Below are 18,079 nucleotides of genomic sequence, written 5' to 3' on the forward strand. Positions count from 1 at the left end.
GCACCTCCTTATTCTCTGATTACATCAGCCGGTAAGTATTTTAAAAACTCACTTGGCTTCACGCCGCGGCCGCGATTATCCGTCATGGCATACGATATAAAGAGCCGCTCTTTAGCTCTGGTAATCGCCACGTAGAAGAGTCGCTGTTCTTCCGACAGTTTTCCTTCTTTCAAAGATAACCAACTTGGGAATAATCCTTCCCGAAGGCCGGCCAAAAACACATATTCAAACTCACTGCCCTTGGCCTGATGCACCGTAATAATCGGAATTCTATCATTATTTTTAAGACGTTGGTCCGGCTCACCCGCCGTAAGCGCTGCCTGTTCCAGCATCTGTTGCAAACAGGCTCGCCCTGACAAGTCCTTAGCCTGACCTTCCAAATCTACCATGAGTCGATACAAATCACGAATATACTCTACGCGGTCATTTTCTTTACGTTCCGCATAATAGGAAAGCACGCCCATATCATTCATAATATAGGCCAACAACGCCGATGGTTTATCCGTCAAAATCTTACGGCGTAAGGTTGCCATCTGAGATGCCATAGTGGCAAACGAGTTCTTAAAATTACTGATTAGCGCTCGGCGCTGATCCGCCGTCGGTCGAATATTATGCTCAATGGCATAGAGTAATAACAAGGCCGTTGCCCGAATATCATCCATCGCATTATGAGTCGGTTTATGATGAATCGGGAAATATTCACTCAAAAAGCCCAACTTATGGTTCGGCAAACGGGGATAAAAACGACGGAAAAAATCCAAGGTATCATACACGTCGGCAAATTCCGGTGTCCCCAAATTATGACGGGCCAATTCGTTAGTGAAAATGCTGATATCATAATTTACATTATGACCGACAATGACGGCTCCTTTGGAAAACTCCTTAAAGTCAGCCAATACTGTAGTCGCATCTTCGCCGACTTCAGCCAGTTTTTCATCGGTAAACCCGTGTACGGCGGCTGAATCACCGACTGATTTCGACGGACGAATAAATCGTTCAAAAATCTCACCTTCCGAACCATCCGGATTGAGCTTGCACGCCGCAATTTGAATAATTTCATCACGGGTTGTGTCCGTCCCCGTACTTTCCACATCATAGACCACAATCTTACCGGCTGTAAGCCCTTGCAGAAGTCCGTCATAAGGTTCTTTTTCAAAAATCTGCATATCCATGAAATCCGTAAGACGAAGGCCCATAGTCCGCACGTCTTCGCTTTCAATTTGCTGAATACGAGCCTCACCGATGCCCTTCACATAGCGCATAATAATGCGTTTGGCACTCACTGCATCATGCGGATTCAGTAACAGTTTGAAATAAGCCATTACATCTTTAATTTCTTGACGGCGGAAGAATTTATATTCATCAATAATCATAAATTGACGCTGTTCTTCAGGGGCTACATGCTCATTAAAACGCTCAAACAGCGCGCTCAAGTACTGAGCCTGTGAGTTTTGGCGCACCAAGATACCGATTTTGGCATCTTTTGGCAAAGTCTGAATGGTATCAAAGATATACGCCCCTTCTTTCCATTCCGTGGGCGCCTTGTGCACCACGATAGGCTCACCCGGCGTCTTACTGGCGGCAAACGGTTTTTCCTGATAAAAGTCACCGATTAACCGCGGGAACATGCGCTCTAACACGGCAAACGATGCATCAAACAGATACTTATTGGCACGATAGTTTTCATAAAAGACAATCACGTCCGGTGAAAACTCCGCCTTATACTCATCCAACAGTCGTTCCGGATTGGAGCCGCGCCATTCATAAATAGTCTGAAAATAATCGCCGCAAAGGAGCACATGATTGCCCTGCCACAAATATTTCATGACCGTACCTTCCAAATCGCTGGTATCCTGCATTTCATCCACATTGATATACCGATAGCGACTGCGCCAACGTTCGCGCACCGTTTCATCCTGAAATAGACGATGCACCAAGGTAATCAAGTCGGTAAAATCGACGCCGTGAACACCGGCCAAGGACTGTTCGTAGCCCACTAAAGACTCATACCCTTTTTCACGGAATTCAGCCAAATCGGATGGATTGAGTTTTTCAAAAAAACGTTCCATCGTAGCGCGTTGCTCTATAAAAAGGCGGTCGATGGTCGTTTCATAATCACTCGCCGTGTTTTCACTGTAATAGCCCCAAATGGACCGATATTCCTTCACATGGCTTATAAGGTTGAAGAACACCGCGTCCTTCATGCCCGCCGGCAACCAAGTAGCCAACAGTTCCTGACAGTCTACTTCATCATAAATAGCCATGTCAAAATACAGACTGTCATCCAGTTTACTCTCCTCTTGCAGGACTTTATAACAAAAGCTGTGAAAGGTGCTTACCTCCACAGCTTTAGCTGCCGGCCCCGCCATAGACAGAATGCGATCCTTCATTTCACGACATGCCTTATTGGTAAATGTCATGCAAAGAATTTCCTCGCCCTTAGCCGCGCCACTTTGAATAATGTGCGCCACGCGGTGAGCCAGCGTATTTGTTTTTCCCGTACCTGCCGAGGCCAGTAACAGTATGTTATTCGTCAACGTATTCACCACACGCTGCTGAGCTTCATTTAACTGAGCCATACTGACTGCCTCCTTTATGCTACATGCTGTGCATGAGAGCCACTACGATTACCGGAATCGGGCCCAACACAGCTGTCAAAAACCACATGAGTACGGTCATATCCACCGGAATATGCAAGAAATTTACACTCACATAATACGCTGCATAGCCCAAAATTAGGTTGAAACCGACCCGTTTGATTGTATAAAATGCTACTTTAAAAATTGTATAAATAACAACAACTGCCACAGCAGCAGTTACCACTAAATCCATTCGAAAAGCCTCACATTTCCCGGCGGTTCATAACCGCCCCGCCGATAGTCAATTCATCGGCATATTCAATATCACCGCCAACCGGTACGCCGCGCGCAATACGGGTTACCTTAATACCGATTGGTTTTAATAAACGCGCCAAATAAAGGGCTGTCGCTTCCCCTTCCGGATCCGGATCGGTGGCCAGAATGACTTCCTTCACCGTCTCATCGCGCAAGCGATTCAACAGTTCCTTAATACGAATATCTTCCACCCCGATGCCTTCCAACGGTGACAAAGCCCCTTCCAGCACATGATAGACACCTTTATAATCGCCGCTTCGTTCAATGGCTACCACATCGCGGGATGTTTCCACCACGCAGATAATGCTATGGTCGCGCATTTCGTTGGCACAAAATTCGCAAGGATCTTGCGCCGACAAATTAAAGCAAATAGAGCAGCGTTTGGTCGCTTCCTTAGCTTGCTCAATCGTTTCAATCAAAGTGGCCACTTCATCAGCCGGCAATTCTACCAAGTAATACGCCAAACGCCGGGCCGATTTAGCGCCGATGCCCGGCAAGCGGCGCAACTCTTCCACTAAGCGTTCTAAGGGATTTGCCATCTTAGAACATACCCGGTAATTTCATGCCGCCTGTTACTTTGCTCATTTCCTGAGCCATCATGTCGTCAACTTTTTGACCGGCTGCATTTACGGCAGACAATACTAAATCTTCCAACATTTCCATATCGTCAGTGTCTACTACGGAAGGATCGATTTTAACGGATTGAACAATTTTTTCACCGTTCATCACGATAGTTACGGCACCGCCGCCTACAGAAGCGTCAACGGTTTTAGTTTTCAATTCTTCCTGCATCTTCTGCATATCTGCCTGCATTTTCTGCACTTTTTTCATCATACCCTGCATATTGCCCATATTTGGCATACCTTTACCGAACATTATTGTTCCTCCTTTTAAAAACCATTATTTTAAAAAATTAATATATTTCTATAATAAAAGCTTGCTCGCTCATTATATGAACGTCAGCTTACTATACTTCTATGATTCAGCGGTTAAACGTGAATTATGTTAACGCTGCTTCACATTACTAATCAGCATCTTTAGATGGTTCTTCATCGTTGATAATTTCTACATACACGTCATTGCCTTCAGCTTGTGCATTAATAAGCGCACCCATCAAAACGGAATTGGACCGTTCTTCCGGCGTAGCCTTACTGGGATCCCATTTAGTCATGCCTTTTAACTCATCGGGAACTTCCGTTTTTTTTTGAGCTGTAGAATCCGCCGCGGAAGGCATCATCTCACCATCACTGTACTCATCGTCAGGGGGTGACGCTGTTTCAAAATCGGCTGCACCAAAGTCGTCGACTGTTGGATTAGCGTCACCGACATTCGAAGCGCCAAAATCATCCACTGTTGGTGTACCGACCGGCGTGGCCCCGGATGCACCGAAATCGTCAACTGTCACAGTGGTATTCCCGCGATTTGAAGCACTTGAGGCGCCAAAATCATCAACAGGTGCCGCATCCCCGACATTCGACGCACCGAAGTCATCCACTGTCGGATTAGCACCACCGGCATTCGAAGCACCAAAGTCATCAACAGGTTGGGATGCTCCACTTGGCTGCGACACAGTATGCTGTACTGTTGGCTGTGCAGTTGGTTGCGAAACCGGCGGTATGTCACTTGTTCCAGCCATCGGTTGTGACTGACGCTGTTGCCCGGCCTGGTGCGTTGCTCTATTAGCACCTGCCGCCGTATGCCCACCGCCGCCGTTAATTACGGCTTTAGCGGCATCTAAATATCCTTTAGCGGCACTATCGTCTTGGCAAAGCACTTGCACCATCACTTCGCGCCCCAGAGCCTGATGTAAACTCTGCTCCAATTCGAAAATTCGATCTTCCGTATTACACATATTAACCAACATCGGATTGCCGAATACGAAAACAACACGCGATTCATCGATATAGGTCAAGAAAGCCTGGTTAAAAAAGCTAGCTGTAAAATTCCAAGACCGACTATTGGCATACCGTAAGGTATCCTTCTTTATTTTATCATAATTCCTAGGATTTTCGATGTGCTGACCTAAAATAAGTGCCGTATCACCTATAATTGAGCGAATGCGCGACCCTTTTTTAGGCGATTGACCATGACCGGCGCCGGCATTTTTGGCCGGTGCTTTGCGCTTCGCAGGCGCCTTGCTCCTACTTGGCGTAGGCGGCGCCATTGAGGTTGGCGGGGCCATGCCTACCGACGTAGACATATCCAAACCGGGCGGCATAACCCCCGGTGGCATCGTACCCGGCACTGCAGATGATATGCCGCTTGGCGGCACTGTACCGGGAACTGCTGAACCCGGCATCACGGCACTTTGCGCGCCTGACATTGCCTGATTCATGGCACCCGCGTCAGACATCATACCTTGATGCATCATATTCGGGTTCATCATCGGTGGCTGCTGCTCCAATTGAGCCAGTCTGGCACCGAACTGATTATCCGATTCATCCAAACGATGTTCAACGGCGGCCAACCGTTGTAATACATCTTCTTCGCTGACTTGCGCACGGGCGCAAATCCCCAACAAGCCCATTTCGATGACGATGCGCGGATTATCCACCCGTTTCGCATCATTCAAAATCTGTTGCAATTCTTTGACAAAATAATTGAGTTCATCCACCGATAAAGACTGTGCCTGAGCGGCAAAAGCCTCTTTAAACGGCGTATATAAAGCTAATTCTTCTGCGGTAGGCAAAACTTTTTCAATCAGTAAGGCCCTTACATGTTGAATGAGAGCTTCAATAATCTGTTTGCTGTCGCGACCTTCGCTGAGAGCTTTTTTAGAAGCCACCAAAACAGCCGCCCCATCGCCCTTGCGCAAATAATCAAGGAAGGTCATAATCCATTCTTTGCCCACCAGGCCAATCATAGATTCCACGGTCTGCGCCGTAATCACATCCGTCGTCATGCCGGAGCACTGGTCCAAAATACTGAGAGCATCACGCAAACCGCCATCCGCGTGAATGGCAATGAGTTGCGCCGCATCAGGTGAAAGCTTGATATCACTTTCTTCGGCCACATGCAGCAAATGTTCCGCAATATCTTCGGCCGTAATCCGTCGGAAGGTATAACGCTGACAACGCGATAAAATCGTTACCGGCAATTTATCCACTTCCGTGGTGGCAAAAATAAACATAATATGAGGCGGCGGTTCTTCAATCGTCTTCAAAAGGGCATTCCACGCTTCATTCGTCAGCATGTGGGCTTCGTCGATAATAAAGATTTTTTTACGACCTTCAACGGGTAAAAACTTCACACTTTCCCGCAAAGAACGGATTTCATCAATACCGCGGTTCGACGCCGCATCTATTTCCAAAACGTCCATGGATTGGCCGTTTAAAATTTGTTTACAAGAGGTACATTCGTTACAAGGATGATCGGTTGGGCCTTTTTCACAGTTAATGGCTCTCGCAAAAATCTTGGCCACACTGGTTTTGCCCGTCCCACGCGGTCCGGAGAACAAATAGGCGTGCGCCACCTTGTCTTCGCGAATGGCACGCATCAACGTCTCGCTCACTTGCTTTTGCCCGACCACATCGGTAAACGTCTGAGGGCGCCATTTCCGATACAACGCTACATAACTCATAGGATTCCCTCCTTTCTTATAAACAAAAAAGCCGTCACAACACTCGATTATGACAGCCTTATAGGTTCCCTCGTGGCACATGAAAGTAACCGCTTAGTGCTGCTATCTCTCGATCCTGACACGATTCACAGGCTTCCATTGCACGAGCCCCACAAGACTGCCATAATCCAGTCCTGCATTACGGCTAGCTATATTATTATATACTACTAAAGGCAAAAAAACAAGTCGCCCCCGGCTAATCAAATTATACAAAATACAACATACATTTTGTATAAATTTCCTAATAAAATGTATACGTTACACTTTAAATAGAGTATAATGAGGCTAGATAAATTCTATAGAGATGTATTATTTTTTTCAAAAGAGCTAAGAAAGGATTAGTATTATGGACGCTTTTAACTCTTTCATCGGAACCATAACCGGCTTTCTCTGGGACTACATTATTATTATTTATTTAGTACTCGCCGGCTTCTGGTTTACCTTCAGCACCGGATTTATTCAGGTGCGCGAACTCAAGGAAATGATTCGTCTTCTGGGCGAAGGTGTTGGTAAAAAAACGGAAGGCAACCGCATTTCCTCCTTCCAGGCATTCTGCGTAAGCTCTGCCTCTCGCGTTGGTGTGGGCAACATCGCCGGTATCGCCATCGCCGTTGTACTCGGTGGCCCGGGTGCCATCTTCTGGATGTGGTTTATCGCCTTACTCGGCGCTGCCACCGGTTTTGTAGAAAGTACTTTGGCTCAGATTTACAAAGTACCTTCCAGTAAGGGCGGTTTCCACGGTGGTCCGGCTTACTACATTAAAATGGGTTTGAAAAATCCGGCCTTCGCATTTCTCTTTGCGGTGCTCATCAGTGTGACCTACGGTTTGATTTACAACTCTGTACAAGCCAACACATTGGCCAATGCCTTACTTATCGTTAACCTTGATCCTCAAATAACCGCCATCGGCGTTGCTATTTTAACAGCCCTCGTTATCTTCGGCGGTATCGCCCGTGTTGCTCGTTTGAGCGAATGGCTCGTACCTGTTATGGCCGGTTTATACATTTTAACCGCCGTTTACATCGTATTGGTTAACATCACGGAATTACCAAACGTAATCTACGCTATTTTCTCCAATGCCTTCAACTTTGACGCAGCTGCCGGCGGTTTCTTCGGTGCTGCCGTAATGAACGGTATTAAACGTGGCTTGTTCTCCAATGAAGCCGGTGAAGGTTCCGTACCAAACGCCGCTGCTACGGCTGACGCAAGCCATCCGGTTAAACAGGGTCTTATCCAATCTTTCGGCGTATTCGTGGATACCTTCCTCGTATGTTCCGCTTCAGCATTCATCGTATTAATCTCCGGTAACTATGCAGGCTCCGGTCTCACCGGCATCGCCTTGATTCAGCATGACCTTGCTGCGCAACTCGGTAGCTGGGCTGCCCCTGTAATGGCTATCTTCATTTTCATGTTTGCCTTTTCTTCCATCGTGGGCAACTATTACTATGGCGAAATCAACATCGCTCATTTAACTAAAAACACACTCTACTTAAATATTTTCCGCGTGTTCGTAGTTATCATGGTTTACTTCGGTTCCGTCGCTTCCCTTAACCTTGTATGGAACCTGGCCGACTTATTCATGGCCTTCATGGTACTCACGAACTTAACCGCCATTCTCCTCTTGTGGAAACAATGTAAAGCCGCTATGCTCGACTATTTCAAACAGAAAAAAGCCGGCATTGTAGAGCCTACATTTGATAGAAGCGTACTCCCTAATCAAGATGGGATAGTGTGGTGGCATAAGGACGCACAGCATAAAGACTAGTAAAGGTAGCGTGCATGCTATAAAACTTTAATTTCAAAAGAGTGACAGTCCTGTCTCCTCCCTGCGAGTCAAGCTCGAAAGGTCGTTCAACAGGACTGTCACTCTTTTTCTTTCAATTTCACGGCATAGCACGTATATCTTTACTAACGTCTTATGTTGTGCGTCTTACGCCGGGGAGAGGGGCGAAGGACATATAAAATCAAAATCATTTTCTCTTTCCCCCTTTGATGCGCAAGATAAGATTAGTTATACAGCGATATGTACTCTGTGATAGAGAAAAGAAAGGCAGGCCTATTGAACGAACCTCAGAACTTGTTTCGTTGGGGAGGAAATAGGCCTGCCTTTCCTTTCTTAAGTAATCACATATAACTAACCTTATGTTGTGCATCACCTTTCCTCCCCCGTAAATATTCGAGGCGCGCCTGAAGGCTTCTAGGAAAACCATACGTACTCTGGAGATATGTGAGAGAAAAAGAAGTCATGTCCTATTGAACGAACCTCAGAACTTGTTTCGTTGGGGAGGAAATAGGACATGACTTCTTTTCGCCCACTACAAAGCACATGGTTTTCCTAGAAGCAAAATGGCGCCCTGAGAATATTTATAATTTTATGATTGATATTTATACAGAAAAGGGCTATAATATGCATATAATTAATTTTGAGTTTTTAAGAGTCCTTAAAGTTTTAGTGTAGGGGGAAGTAATTATGTTTAGTTCACTCAAAAAATTCGCGAGCAAAAAGGTTGTGCTCACTTTGACAGCGGCTTTATTGACAGCCGGTTTAATCGCAGGTTGCGGCAGCACCGGCGGTGACAATCAAGAAAAAGTTATTAAGGTAGGGGCCGAAACTACGTTCCCTCCATTTGAATTCACCGAAGGCGACAAATATGTAGGCTTTGATATTGACCTTGCCGACGCTGTTGCCAAGAAAATGGGTTACAAAATGCAGTTCAAAAGCATGGGCTTTGATGCTTTGATTCCTGCGTTGCAGAGTAAAGATATCGACATGATTGCATCCGGCCTCAGTGCTACCCCTGAACGTGAAAAAGCTGTTCTTTTCAGTAATCCTTATTTTGAAAAAGGCGGTTTCGTAGCGATTGTAAAAAAAGATGACACTGCTACAAGCATGAACGATTTAGCCGGTAAACGTATCGTTGTTCAAATCGGTAGCGTTGCTTTAGACGTAGCTGAAAAGATTCCTAACGCACAAGTTAAATCCGTTGACAGCAACTCCCAGTTATTCAATGAATTAAAAGCCGGCACAGCTGATGCCATCGTATTGGACAATGCTGTTGCGCTTTACTACTTAAAACAAGGTGCTGATGCTGATACCAAAATCATCGGCGAACCTGTAGATCCGGAACCATTCGTATGGGCATTCCGTAAAGATGACAAACAGTTGAAAGAACAAGCTGACAAAGCTTTGGCTGATTTGAAAGCTGACGGCACTTACGACAAAATCTATGAAAAATGGTTCGGTCCTGCTAAAAAATAAGCTTAAAATAAGCTAGTTTTTAACAAATGAATCATAGCTCCTCATTCACTTTGAATGACGGAAGCTGAAAATATCAAATAACGTTACCAAAACGAAGGCGTTATCCCTTGAGCAAAAGCTGAGGGGATAACGCCTTCTCTTTCTTTCATTATAAAGTTGAACGATTGATAACCCGGAACTATAGCATAAAACTAGTCCCTTATGGCAAAACAACCAGATATGACTTACTACCCGATACAACTGACTCTGCACGCACGGCACCAGATACGACTTACTCTGCAGCTACGGTACTAAATATAACTTACTCTGCCGGTACGGCAATCGCATCATTTAAGCGGAATGAATAGATATAACGTTCTTTTACCGGTTTACCGGTCAAGCGCTCTAAGGCTTGACTATAGATACGCAACTGAATACCGTAACGACGAATCAATTCATCACCGGTTTTAACGCGGTCCGTTTTATAATCTACCAAAACCCACTCGCCATCTTCTAAAAATGCTGTATCAACGATCCCTTGCAGGAATAATTTTTCACCCGGTTCTACTTCCGGGTACACATCATGAGCTTCAATGAGCATGCTGAACGGCCATTCTTTGGCGACCTGTGAATATGACCGGCTTGAAGTCGACTGACTTGAATCCGATAAATTCGACGTTCCCGGCGAGTTGGACTGATTTAAAGCTGACGAGTTCGACGTATCCGCCGAAGCTTTAGCGGCTTTTAACAAACGACTCCCCAAATCGGAAGTAAAGAATCGGTATAGCGCTCTATCACTCAATACTTGTCGCTCTTCCAGCGTAAAATATCCTCCCAAAACCAATTGATCGAGTTTGGCACTCAAGCTTTTTTGCGTATATTTTTCCATCGGCAACCACTGCATAGCTTCATGCATCAAAGTACCCCAACGAGCGCCGGTACTCACTTCTTCAGCGGCTTCCAAAGCTCTCGGTTTGACATCAAACGGACCCAGCTCCGAATGTAATAGGCCTTTTGAAGTCTCTTGAATGGTTGTAGGCTCAGTTGCTGCCGGTGCATTTGCTACTGATGCATTTGCTACCGATGCAGCAGCTGTCTGTTCAGCAATTGATGCATCAATTGCTTCAGCTTCATTCGCCTCAGCCACATTACCGCCGGCCGGCTCTACCAAAGTTTCAGCTTCTTCCTCGGCTTCGGCAAAGCGTCGTTTTAATTCACTCACAGAAATTTTAGCGGCACGACTGACAGCACCCATGTATGGATAGCTGAAGTTAAAACGAGCTACCAAGTCGGCTTCAAGCGGTTCCGCATCAATTGGAGCCAATTTTTCAACAGCCGCCAAAATAGCGGATTTTTCTGTTTTACTACGCTGCAAATCCGTGTATAGACTACCGTCATGAAGTTCAACTTGTATACGACACTGTTTATCCTTGAGATCCATAGAGGCCACGTCTTCTACGCCACTGAATTGGCGTATCAAATTCCCCCCGTTTAAATGGCGGCTTAAGCCCATGATAAACCAATCCAAATAAGATTTTGCGCCCGTAATCAGGTTTTTGCTTAGCATCTGCGTATCGGTCAAGAGGGCCGGTGCGGCCTGCTTGCTGCAGAGATCTTCAAATTTTTTTACAAAACCGGTAATAAACAATTTATCGCGCGCACGAGTTAAGGCAACATATAAAATACGTTCTTCTTCAGCCTTGGTAGCCAGTTCAATCTTGTCCCGCACATAAAGCCATGGCAGTGAGCCATATAAGACGCGATAGTTTTCATAATAGCCTTTAATACCTACGCCGCTATCGCCGTGAAGTAACATGGATTTTTTCAAGTCAATCAGATTAAACTCTTTTTGCACGGAGCTTACGAATACGACCGGGAACTCAAGGCCCTTACTTTTATGAATACTCATGATGCGCACCACATTATCCGCTTCGCTTACCGTTTTGCCGATGCCCAAATCCTGGCCCGCGGCCTGCAAGCTTTCCAAGAAGCGTAAAAAGCGAAAAATGCCGCGGAAGCTACCGGCTTCGTACTGCTTGGCTCGTTCGTAAAGTCCCATTACATTGGCGCGGCGCACGAGTCCGTTCGGCATGGCGCTGACGTATTCCAAATAATTCATATCCTCGTAGATGGTCCACAGCAAATCGCTTACACTGTGATGCCGTGAATAGGTGCGCCATTTTTCAAAACGACCTACAAAAGCCTGAACAGCTTCATTTTGTGTGTTTTTGCCATATTCGGCCAACAATGACCAAATCGAACCTTGGCCGCTCATGCGCAATCGTCCCAATTCGTTCGCATCGAGACCGACAAACGGCGAATTGAGCACTACCGCCATCGGCAAATCCTGTTCCGGATTGTCGATAACCTGCAGTAGCGACAGCAATAGCTTTACTTCAATGGCACTGAAGTAGCCCGTGTTCTCTTCCGCATAAGCAGGAATGCCCGCCTGACGCATGGCTTCTACCATACGGCCTGCTTTGACTTTTGGCGAACGCAAGAGAATCACTATATCGCGCCATTCCAAAGGTCGGAAACTGCCATCCATATTTTGTACAACCTTGTCGGCAGCTTTTAACTCTTTGATTTTTTCAATGATAAAAGCAGTCTCTTTTTCGTCATTTTCTAAATCTGCTGCATCATCGTCATCAGCTAATGCACCGGCTTCACTTGACGCTGCGCCTTTACTAAACGTCGATGTTTTTTCATTACCCACATCGATGAGATGGAGTTCTACGGGGCCACCGACCCAGTTTTCCGGCGCATCATCGGTGTTGCGGCCCGGATTTAAGGCTTCCGCATCACCGTAGTCCAGTTCCGCCCCGTCAGCAGTCATGATTTGACGGAAGAGGAAGTTGGTAAACTCCAAAATATTCGCATCGGAACGGAAGTTTTGGGATAAGTCTATACGGCGCTCTACGGCATCAACGGACTGCTGGAATCTGTGATATTTTTCCATGAAAAGCATGGGGTTCGCCATACGGAAGCGGTAGATACTCTGCTTCACGTCGCCTACATAGAATCGATTATCGGTGCGCGACACGAGGTTCACGATAGCTTCTTGTACGCCATTCGTATCCTGATATTCATCCACCATAACTTCTTTGAAGGTGTTTTGAAGCTCAATGGCCACTTCGGACGGCGCCCAACGGCCATCGTCCTGTTTGTCCCGCAAGAGGGCTAAACATAGATGTTCCAAGTCTGAAAAATCGAGCATGCCCAGTTCTTGTTTGGCCTTCGCAAACTCATCCTTAAAGGCCAACGTTAAATCGATGAGGCCCGTCACATACGGTAAGCTTTGCTCAATCTGCGTTTTAAACTCCGCCTCGGTAATGGCAAAAGGACCACTGGAAAGCTCTTTTAAACTCTCACGAACACCTTTTATCAGTTCCTTAGCCTGAGATAACAAGCCGGGATCAACCTTATCCAAATCTTTTTTCAAAGGATTCATATTGAGCCGCTTGAACGAATGATTGCCAATGAGAGCGACGGCGGCCACCATTTCATCCCAGGTTTGCGCCTCGGTCAGGGCGGACATCATATAGGCGAGCTCATCAATAAATTCGGCACCCTTGGTAGGCCCACCCGGTTGGTTGAGGATGTCTGCAAATTTTGCCAGACGATTAGCAATGTCGTCAATCAGAAGATGTTGCTCGTCCATAAAATATTTACCCCAAACGGTGTCCATTATAGGCTGGGTAAGGGCATTTTCATAACGTGCCTTAGCCTCTTGAAGCCAGTTTTCAGGATCAGACTGGGCCAACGCAAACTCATGAAGGTTCAAAATCTGATCCATAATGCCTTGGTCGGACCGTTCACTGCCAAACATGTCGGCAATTTCAAAAATGTGAAATTGATTTTCCTCGTAGGCTTTTATCAACAGCTTTTCCAACACATCGGTTTTCAGAAGCATCAATTCCCCTTCATTACCGATGCGATAGGACGGATCGATGTCGAGACGATAAAAATAACTGCTGATAACCCACTGACAGAAGGAATGGAGCGTCGAAATATGAGCGGATGGCAACAAGCTGAGCTGTTCTTCCAAGTAAGAATCTCCGGTTTTATTGAATTCTTCCGCTAATTTAGCACCAATACGAGCACTCATTTCAGCAGCCGCCGCCTTGGTAAAGGTTACTACCATAAGCTCCTGAATGGATAAGGGATTATCTTTAGATTTCAAGCGCTGAATGATGCGTTCCACCAAAACGGCGGTTTTCCCGGAGCCGGCAGCCGCCGCTACGAGCAAGGTCTGTGAAGCGAGCGAGCCCGGCTTTGGTGCATCAATCGCCGCTTGTTGAGCGTCGGTCCACTTCATATACATCGTCTCCTTTCGCCATTTTAGCCAACACTACATCTTCGTCTATTTTGTTGATATAACGATAATTATTACGGGTATTTTCAAAACGGCATAACGCCTTATATTGACAATAGGAGCAAGGAATGTACTTATTATCCAAATTGTACGGACTCACCGGGAAATGCCCGGCCAAAATATGCTGCCCTGCCTTACCTATCACACGTGCCGCATAATCGGTAAGCGCCTTAAAGTCTTGTGGCGACTTGGTCTTTCGTTTATCTTGACCATGAATCGATGTGCCATTGCCGCTAATACGAATCGGTACATATGGCGTTGATTTACCAGCCACCACCGTTTCGTCAATATTCGCCAATAACTCCACATTATCTGTAAAATAACCGTCATTTTTAAGGCCTGTATCGGTTTTCACCAATTCAGATGCCATTTCTTCGGTTAGGACACTACTCTTGCTGATTCGTGGATTTTTTACATACGTATATACCAAGGCAGCCGGTTCAATTTGATCGCTTCGCTGTGCCCGTTCGAGGGCTAAGAGATAGGTTACGAGCTGCAATTTGAGGCCATAATACACATCCGATGCCGTCACTTCCGCATAGCCCGACTTATAGTCCACTACGAGACCGTAGGTTTTACCGGCCTCATCCTGCCACTCATCGACGCGGTCGAGCTGACCGATAAGTTGAATATACGACTCGTCACCCAACGATATTTTCACCGCCGGCCAGTGACCGGCACCGCCGTAACTGCTAAAGCTCTTTTCCAAATAGCGCGTGTTGAATTTGCTCTTTTGCGACCAATCGGTAAGACGATTTACCGTCCGTTTGAGGGTCGATTCCAAACGCTGTTGGAGTACCGTTTCATACACATCGCCTTCTTCGCCGAGCTGCAATTCCTTACTGATTTCAGCCACTACCGCTTCGCAAAGCGCCGCTTCTTCATCCGGTTTTATATCACGCCATTGACGTTTTTCTTTTAAAAGTGTCATACCCAAGGAGCGCAAGCTTTCATGGAGAAAAATCCCGATTTCCGGGGCGCCGAACTGCTTAATCGGCCGTTCTTCCAAACTTAAACCGTAACGGGCATAAAAAGCGAACGGGCATTGCTGATATTTTTCCAAACGCGTGACGGAGCCGCTTAACGCTTCGTTTTGGAATAATAAAGCCTGCACCACCTCACGGTCCACTACGGGCACATCGTTAGAGTCCATAACGCCACGGGTGGCCATCCGTAAAGCTTCGCGGTCCTGACCGTCAAGGCTCCAATCGTAAACGCTACGCCAAATCGGCGCTAAATCGCCGTCTTGCGCCACGGTCCCCATCTGGCCGGCCAATAAGGATAAACTCTGTAACGGCCGCCAAATATAGTCCGGCTCTTGGCCCTCCGGAATGGTAAGCGGCGCTCCCTTGGAACCGGCCGTATAACCCAACTGCTGCCAACGTTTAATAGCCAGGCTGCTTTCCAAGGCGGCCCCTTCTTCATCGGAACCGGCATAGGAAATATGAAGTTCCTCACGACTACGCGTACAAGCCAAGTAGAGCAAGAAGTTTTCATTAAAAGCGCGCACTAAAGCCCCTTCCGCTAAGGTAACGCCGGCGGCCTTCAAGGCTTCGCGCTCCGTATCTTTCAGAAGGCCTTCATCGCCCATACGTTGCGGGAATACGCCGTCATTGAGGCCCATTAAAAAGACGATATCGCTTTCATGCGTATAACCGCGTTCCACAGTGGTCACCATAACATGGTCAAGGCTTGGGGGCACTAACGAGTAGGATACTTCTTCTAACCCTTCTTCCAAAAGCAGCGCCACTTCCGCCGTCGTCATCGTATCGGGCAATTCCAAACTCATAATCTCGTCAAAAAGAGCAATAACCCGTTTATACATCTGCTCATGAGCGGCCGCACTTTCCGCATCACCGGCCGCTTCCGCATCAGTAGCCCACTGTGCCAAGCGAGCAGGCACGCCCACATTACTCATCAACAAGAAAAGCTCTTCACACCATTCATAACCGGTGTGTTCCTCTTTGGCAAATTCCCAGAAAGGACGTAGCTCGGCCATAATTAGATTATGAGCCGCATTGACACGCATACGGCGCGCAGATTCCGTATTTCCCTGCATGAGTTCATCAGAAATCGTGCTATTTAACCTATCGCCGGTCGATACAGGATTAACATCCGTTACTGCTGCATCAACTTCAGGATCCTCTTTTGCAGTAGCATCAGCTGTTGCACTCGCTCCGATTTCCTCTGCGATTTTTTCATCATACGTATCATCATCGTCACTGCTGTCAAAACGGTTTTTCCGTTCATACGGCCAGCTGTCTTTGAGCCACATGAAGTCCCGAATACCAAACTCGAGGCAATAATTTTCCAATTCATCCACAGCGGAACGAGTGAGCGGCCAGAAGTCGGTTTTTAACAAACGGAACACCGCATCATGATCGAAATTCCGACGTACCACTTCCAATAAGCCCTGTAAAAACTCACCTAGAGGATGGCTCACCATAGGTCGGCGGCGATCCGAGAAGTAAGGAATTTCGTAACGTTTCAGCGTTTTTTCCAAAATATCGCCATAGGTCTCCGACTCACGAAGCATGATGGTAATATCCCGCCAGCGCCGATTCGGTTGTTCCATCGCTTCCAAAATCTGCCGACATACGGCATCGGCTTCACGAGCTCGATTGTATGCCACCGTAACAGGCAATACGGCCTCTTGATTATTATCTTTGATTGGTGAGTTAAAATAACGCGTTGCCAAACTCTCTAAGACAGGCTTTTTAAAGCGATAATTTTTATCAAAAGTCCGCACCACGAGCTCTATCGCATCTTTTTGCGAAGCATGCCATTTCATCACATCTGCAAATACGGAATGAGGGCGCCCGAACAGTCGTAATTTTTGCGGCGGCACCTGTAATTTCGCCAGGTCCGGCGGTAAGGTGATGGTCAAAATGCTGTCTTTTGCCAATGTAAACAGCTCATATAAAAGTTCCATTTGAATCGGTGTAAACCAATGAAAGCCGTCCACAATCACATGGGAATTATGGATTAACGGGCTTTTTGGTAATACCTCCATGAGCTCTTCCAAACGATTAGCCGTATTAACACCGGTGGTGGCCAATGTTTCTTGGTACGCTTCCATGATATGAGCAAGTTCCTGAAGCTTACGCTGCAATACCATAGATTCGACCTGCTCAGCCCCTTTTTTCAAATCGGCTGCATCCACGCGGAATGAATCGCATTCGCTGATGAGTCCCTGCAATACATCGGCAAAATGAGGTTGCTTAGCCGACTGCCCCAATAATTCCAGTTTGCCCTGCTCCCGTTTCATGATTAAACGAAGCAATAACTTTTGCCCAATGTCCGACAGACCTGATTCGCGCACCATCCCTACCGATTGAAATATCTGGTACGCCAAACGGCTAAAACCCACTACGCGAACGGTGGTAAAACCGCCTTGTGGCATGAATTCTGCCAAGCTTCGTTCTATCGTATAGGTCGCCGAATCCGGTACGATGTATAAAATAGGCTCGCCCGGATTTGACTCGATAACTTGCTTCACATGCTCAAAGCAGGCCTGTGTTTTGCCCGTGCCGGCCCGTCCTACATAGACCGAAAGTGCCATACTTTCACTCCTTCCTACAGCGGTATATTTCATCTAGATTCTCTACTGATATAATTATACTCTTAATCATAAATATAACTCTATACTCTCATATATAAATATATCATAGCTGCCTTTGGTATAAGACAACCAAATTTTTCAAACTACAAGTATCTATCGCCTCAGAAAATGAAACAGATTAAGAAAATGCTTTCAATTATACAGCAACTACATTAATGCATAAAACAGAAACTGCACGAATATGGGGCCCCAATGCCCATTCGTGCAGTTTCCTTGGAGGTTTTACTACATTCTATATAAATAAATTATATAGCTACATTATGAGTGTCAAACCTTATTTAGATTATTAAAATCAAATCTTATTAGAGTCAGAATCTCATTTAATTTAAAC

9 protein-coding genes and 1 other RNA gene are annotated in these 18,079 nt (G+C 46.3%); 2 read left to right on the forward strand and 8 right to left on the reverse strand.

The features are described 5' to 3' along the window. Positions 1-8 precede the first annotated feature (8 nt). From MXE28_RS06240 to ffs, 6 genes are all read right to left on the reverse strand, one after another. Positions 9-2,579 carry a 3'-5' exonuclease gene (locus tag MXE28_RS06240; RefSeq protein WP_021841537.1) on the reverse strand — a complete coding sequence of 857 codons (2,571 nt, stop codon included), beginning with the start codon at positions 2,577-2,579 and terminating at the stop codon, positions 9-11. Positions 2,580-2,598: 19 nt separating this feature from the next. Further along, positions 2,599-2,832, reverse strand: coding sequence for a hypothetical protein (locus MXE28_RS06245; protein WP_021841538.1), 234 nt, complete (start codon positions 2,830-2,832; stop codon positions 2,599-2,601). A 10-nt stretch (positions 2,833-2,842) separates the two neighbouring features. Then, positions 2,843-3,433, reverse strand: a complete 591-nt coding sequence (recR, locus tag MXE28_RS06250; protein WP_021841539.1) for a recombination mediator RecR — start codon at positions 3,431-3,433, stop codon at positions 2,843-2,845. Between the two features lies 1 nt (position 3,434). Next, positions 3,435-3,770: a YbaB/EbfC family nucleoid-associated protein gene (locus MXE28_RS06255; RefSeq protein WP_006555898.1), complete on the reverse strand. Its 336-nt coding sequence runs from the start codon at positions 3,768-3,770 to the stop codon at positions 3,435-3,437. Positions 3,771-3,918: 148 nt separating this feature from the next. Next, the gene (gene dnaX / locus MXE28_RS06260; protein WP_021841540.1) at positions 3,919-6,474 is read right to left on the reverse strand and encodes a DNA polymerase III subunit gamma/tau; all 2,556 of its coding nucleotides are present in this window, start codon (positions 6,472-6,474) and stop codon (positions 3,919-3,921) included. Between the two features lie 14 nt (positions 6,475-6,488). After that, an RNA gene (gene ffs / locus MXE28_RS06265) (signal recognition particle sRNA large type) lies at positions 6,489-6,726 on the reverse strand. A 133-nt stretch (positions 6,727-6,859) separates the two neighbouring features. Here ffs and MXE28_RS06270 point away from each other — a divergent pair. Continuing rightward, entirely contained in the window at positions 6,860-8,278 is a 1,419-nt protein-coding gene (locus tag MXE28_RS06270) for an alanine/glycine:cation symporter family protein (RefSeq protein ID WP_021841541.1), read from the forward strand. A gap of 705 nt (positions 8,279-8,983) precedes the next feature. Further along, complete coding sequence (locus tag MXE28_RS06275) at positions 8,984-9,772, forward strand: basic amino acid ABC transporter substrate-binding protein (protein ID WP_021841542.1); 789 nt, start codon at positions 8,984-8,986, stop codon at positions 9,770-9,772. 301 nt (positions 9,773-10,073) lie between these two features. Here MXE28_RS06275 and addA read toward each other — a convergent pair whose 3' ends face one another. Next, complete coding sequence (gene addA / locus MXE28_RS06280) at positions 10,074-14,069, reverse strand: helicase-exonuclease AddAB subunit AddA (protein ID WP_247239958.1); 3,996 nt, start codon at positions 14,067-14,069, stop codon at positions 10,074-10,076. Then, on the reverse strand, positions 14,035-17,688 hold the full coding sequence (locus MXE28_RS06285; RefSeq protein WP_247239959.1) for a PD-(D/E)XK nuclease family protein: 3,654 nt from the start codon (positions 17,686-17,688) through the stop codon (positions 14,035-14,037). The genes addA and MXE28_RS06285 overlap by 35 nt, the downstream gene beginning before the upstream one ends. Between the last annotated feature and the right edge of the window lie 391 nt (positions 17,689-18,079).

The organism is Veillonella sp. KGMB01456, from assembly GCF_023051165.1.
In the GTDB taxonomy this organism is placed as follows: Bacteria; Bacillota; Negativicutes; order Veillonellales; family Veillonellaceae; genus Veillonella_A.

Coding starts and splice junctions, on each gene's coding strand:
- MXE28_RS06240 (WP_021841537.1), bottom strand. CDS start 2,579: ATGGCTCAGTTAAATGAAGCTCAGCAGCGTGTGGTGAATACGTTGACG.
- MXE28_RS06245 (WP_021841538.1), bottom strand. CDS start 2,832: ATGGATTTAGTGGTAACTGCTGCTGTGGCAGTTGTTGTTATTTATACA.
- recR (WP_021841539.1), bottom strand. CDS start 3,433: ATGGCAAATCCCTTAGAACGCTTAGTGGAAGAGTTGCGCCGCTTGCCG.
- MXE28_RS06255 (WP_006555898.1), bottom strand. CDS start 3,770: ATGTTCGGTAAAGGTATGCCAAATATGGGCAATATGCAGGGTATGATG.
- dnaX (WP_021841540.1), bottom strand. CDS start 6,474: ATGAGTTATGTAGCGTTGTATCGGAAATGGCGCCCTCAGACGTTTACC.
- MXE28_RS06270 (WP_021841541.1), top strand. CDS start 6,860: ATGGACGCTTTTAACTCTTTCATCGGAACCATAACCGGCTTTCTCTGG.
- MXE28_RS06275 (WP_021841542.1), top strand. CDS start 8,984: ATGTTTAGTTCACTCAAAAAATTCGCGAGCAAAAAGGTTGTGCTCACT.
- addA (WP_247239958.1), bottom strand. CDS start 14,069: ATGAAGTGGACCGACGCTCAACAAGCGGCGATTGATGCACCAAAGCCG.
- MXE28_RS06285 (WP_247239959.1), bottom strand. CDS start 17,688: ATGGCACTTTCGGTCTATGTAGGACGGGCCGGCACGGGCAAAACACAG.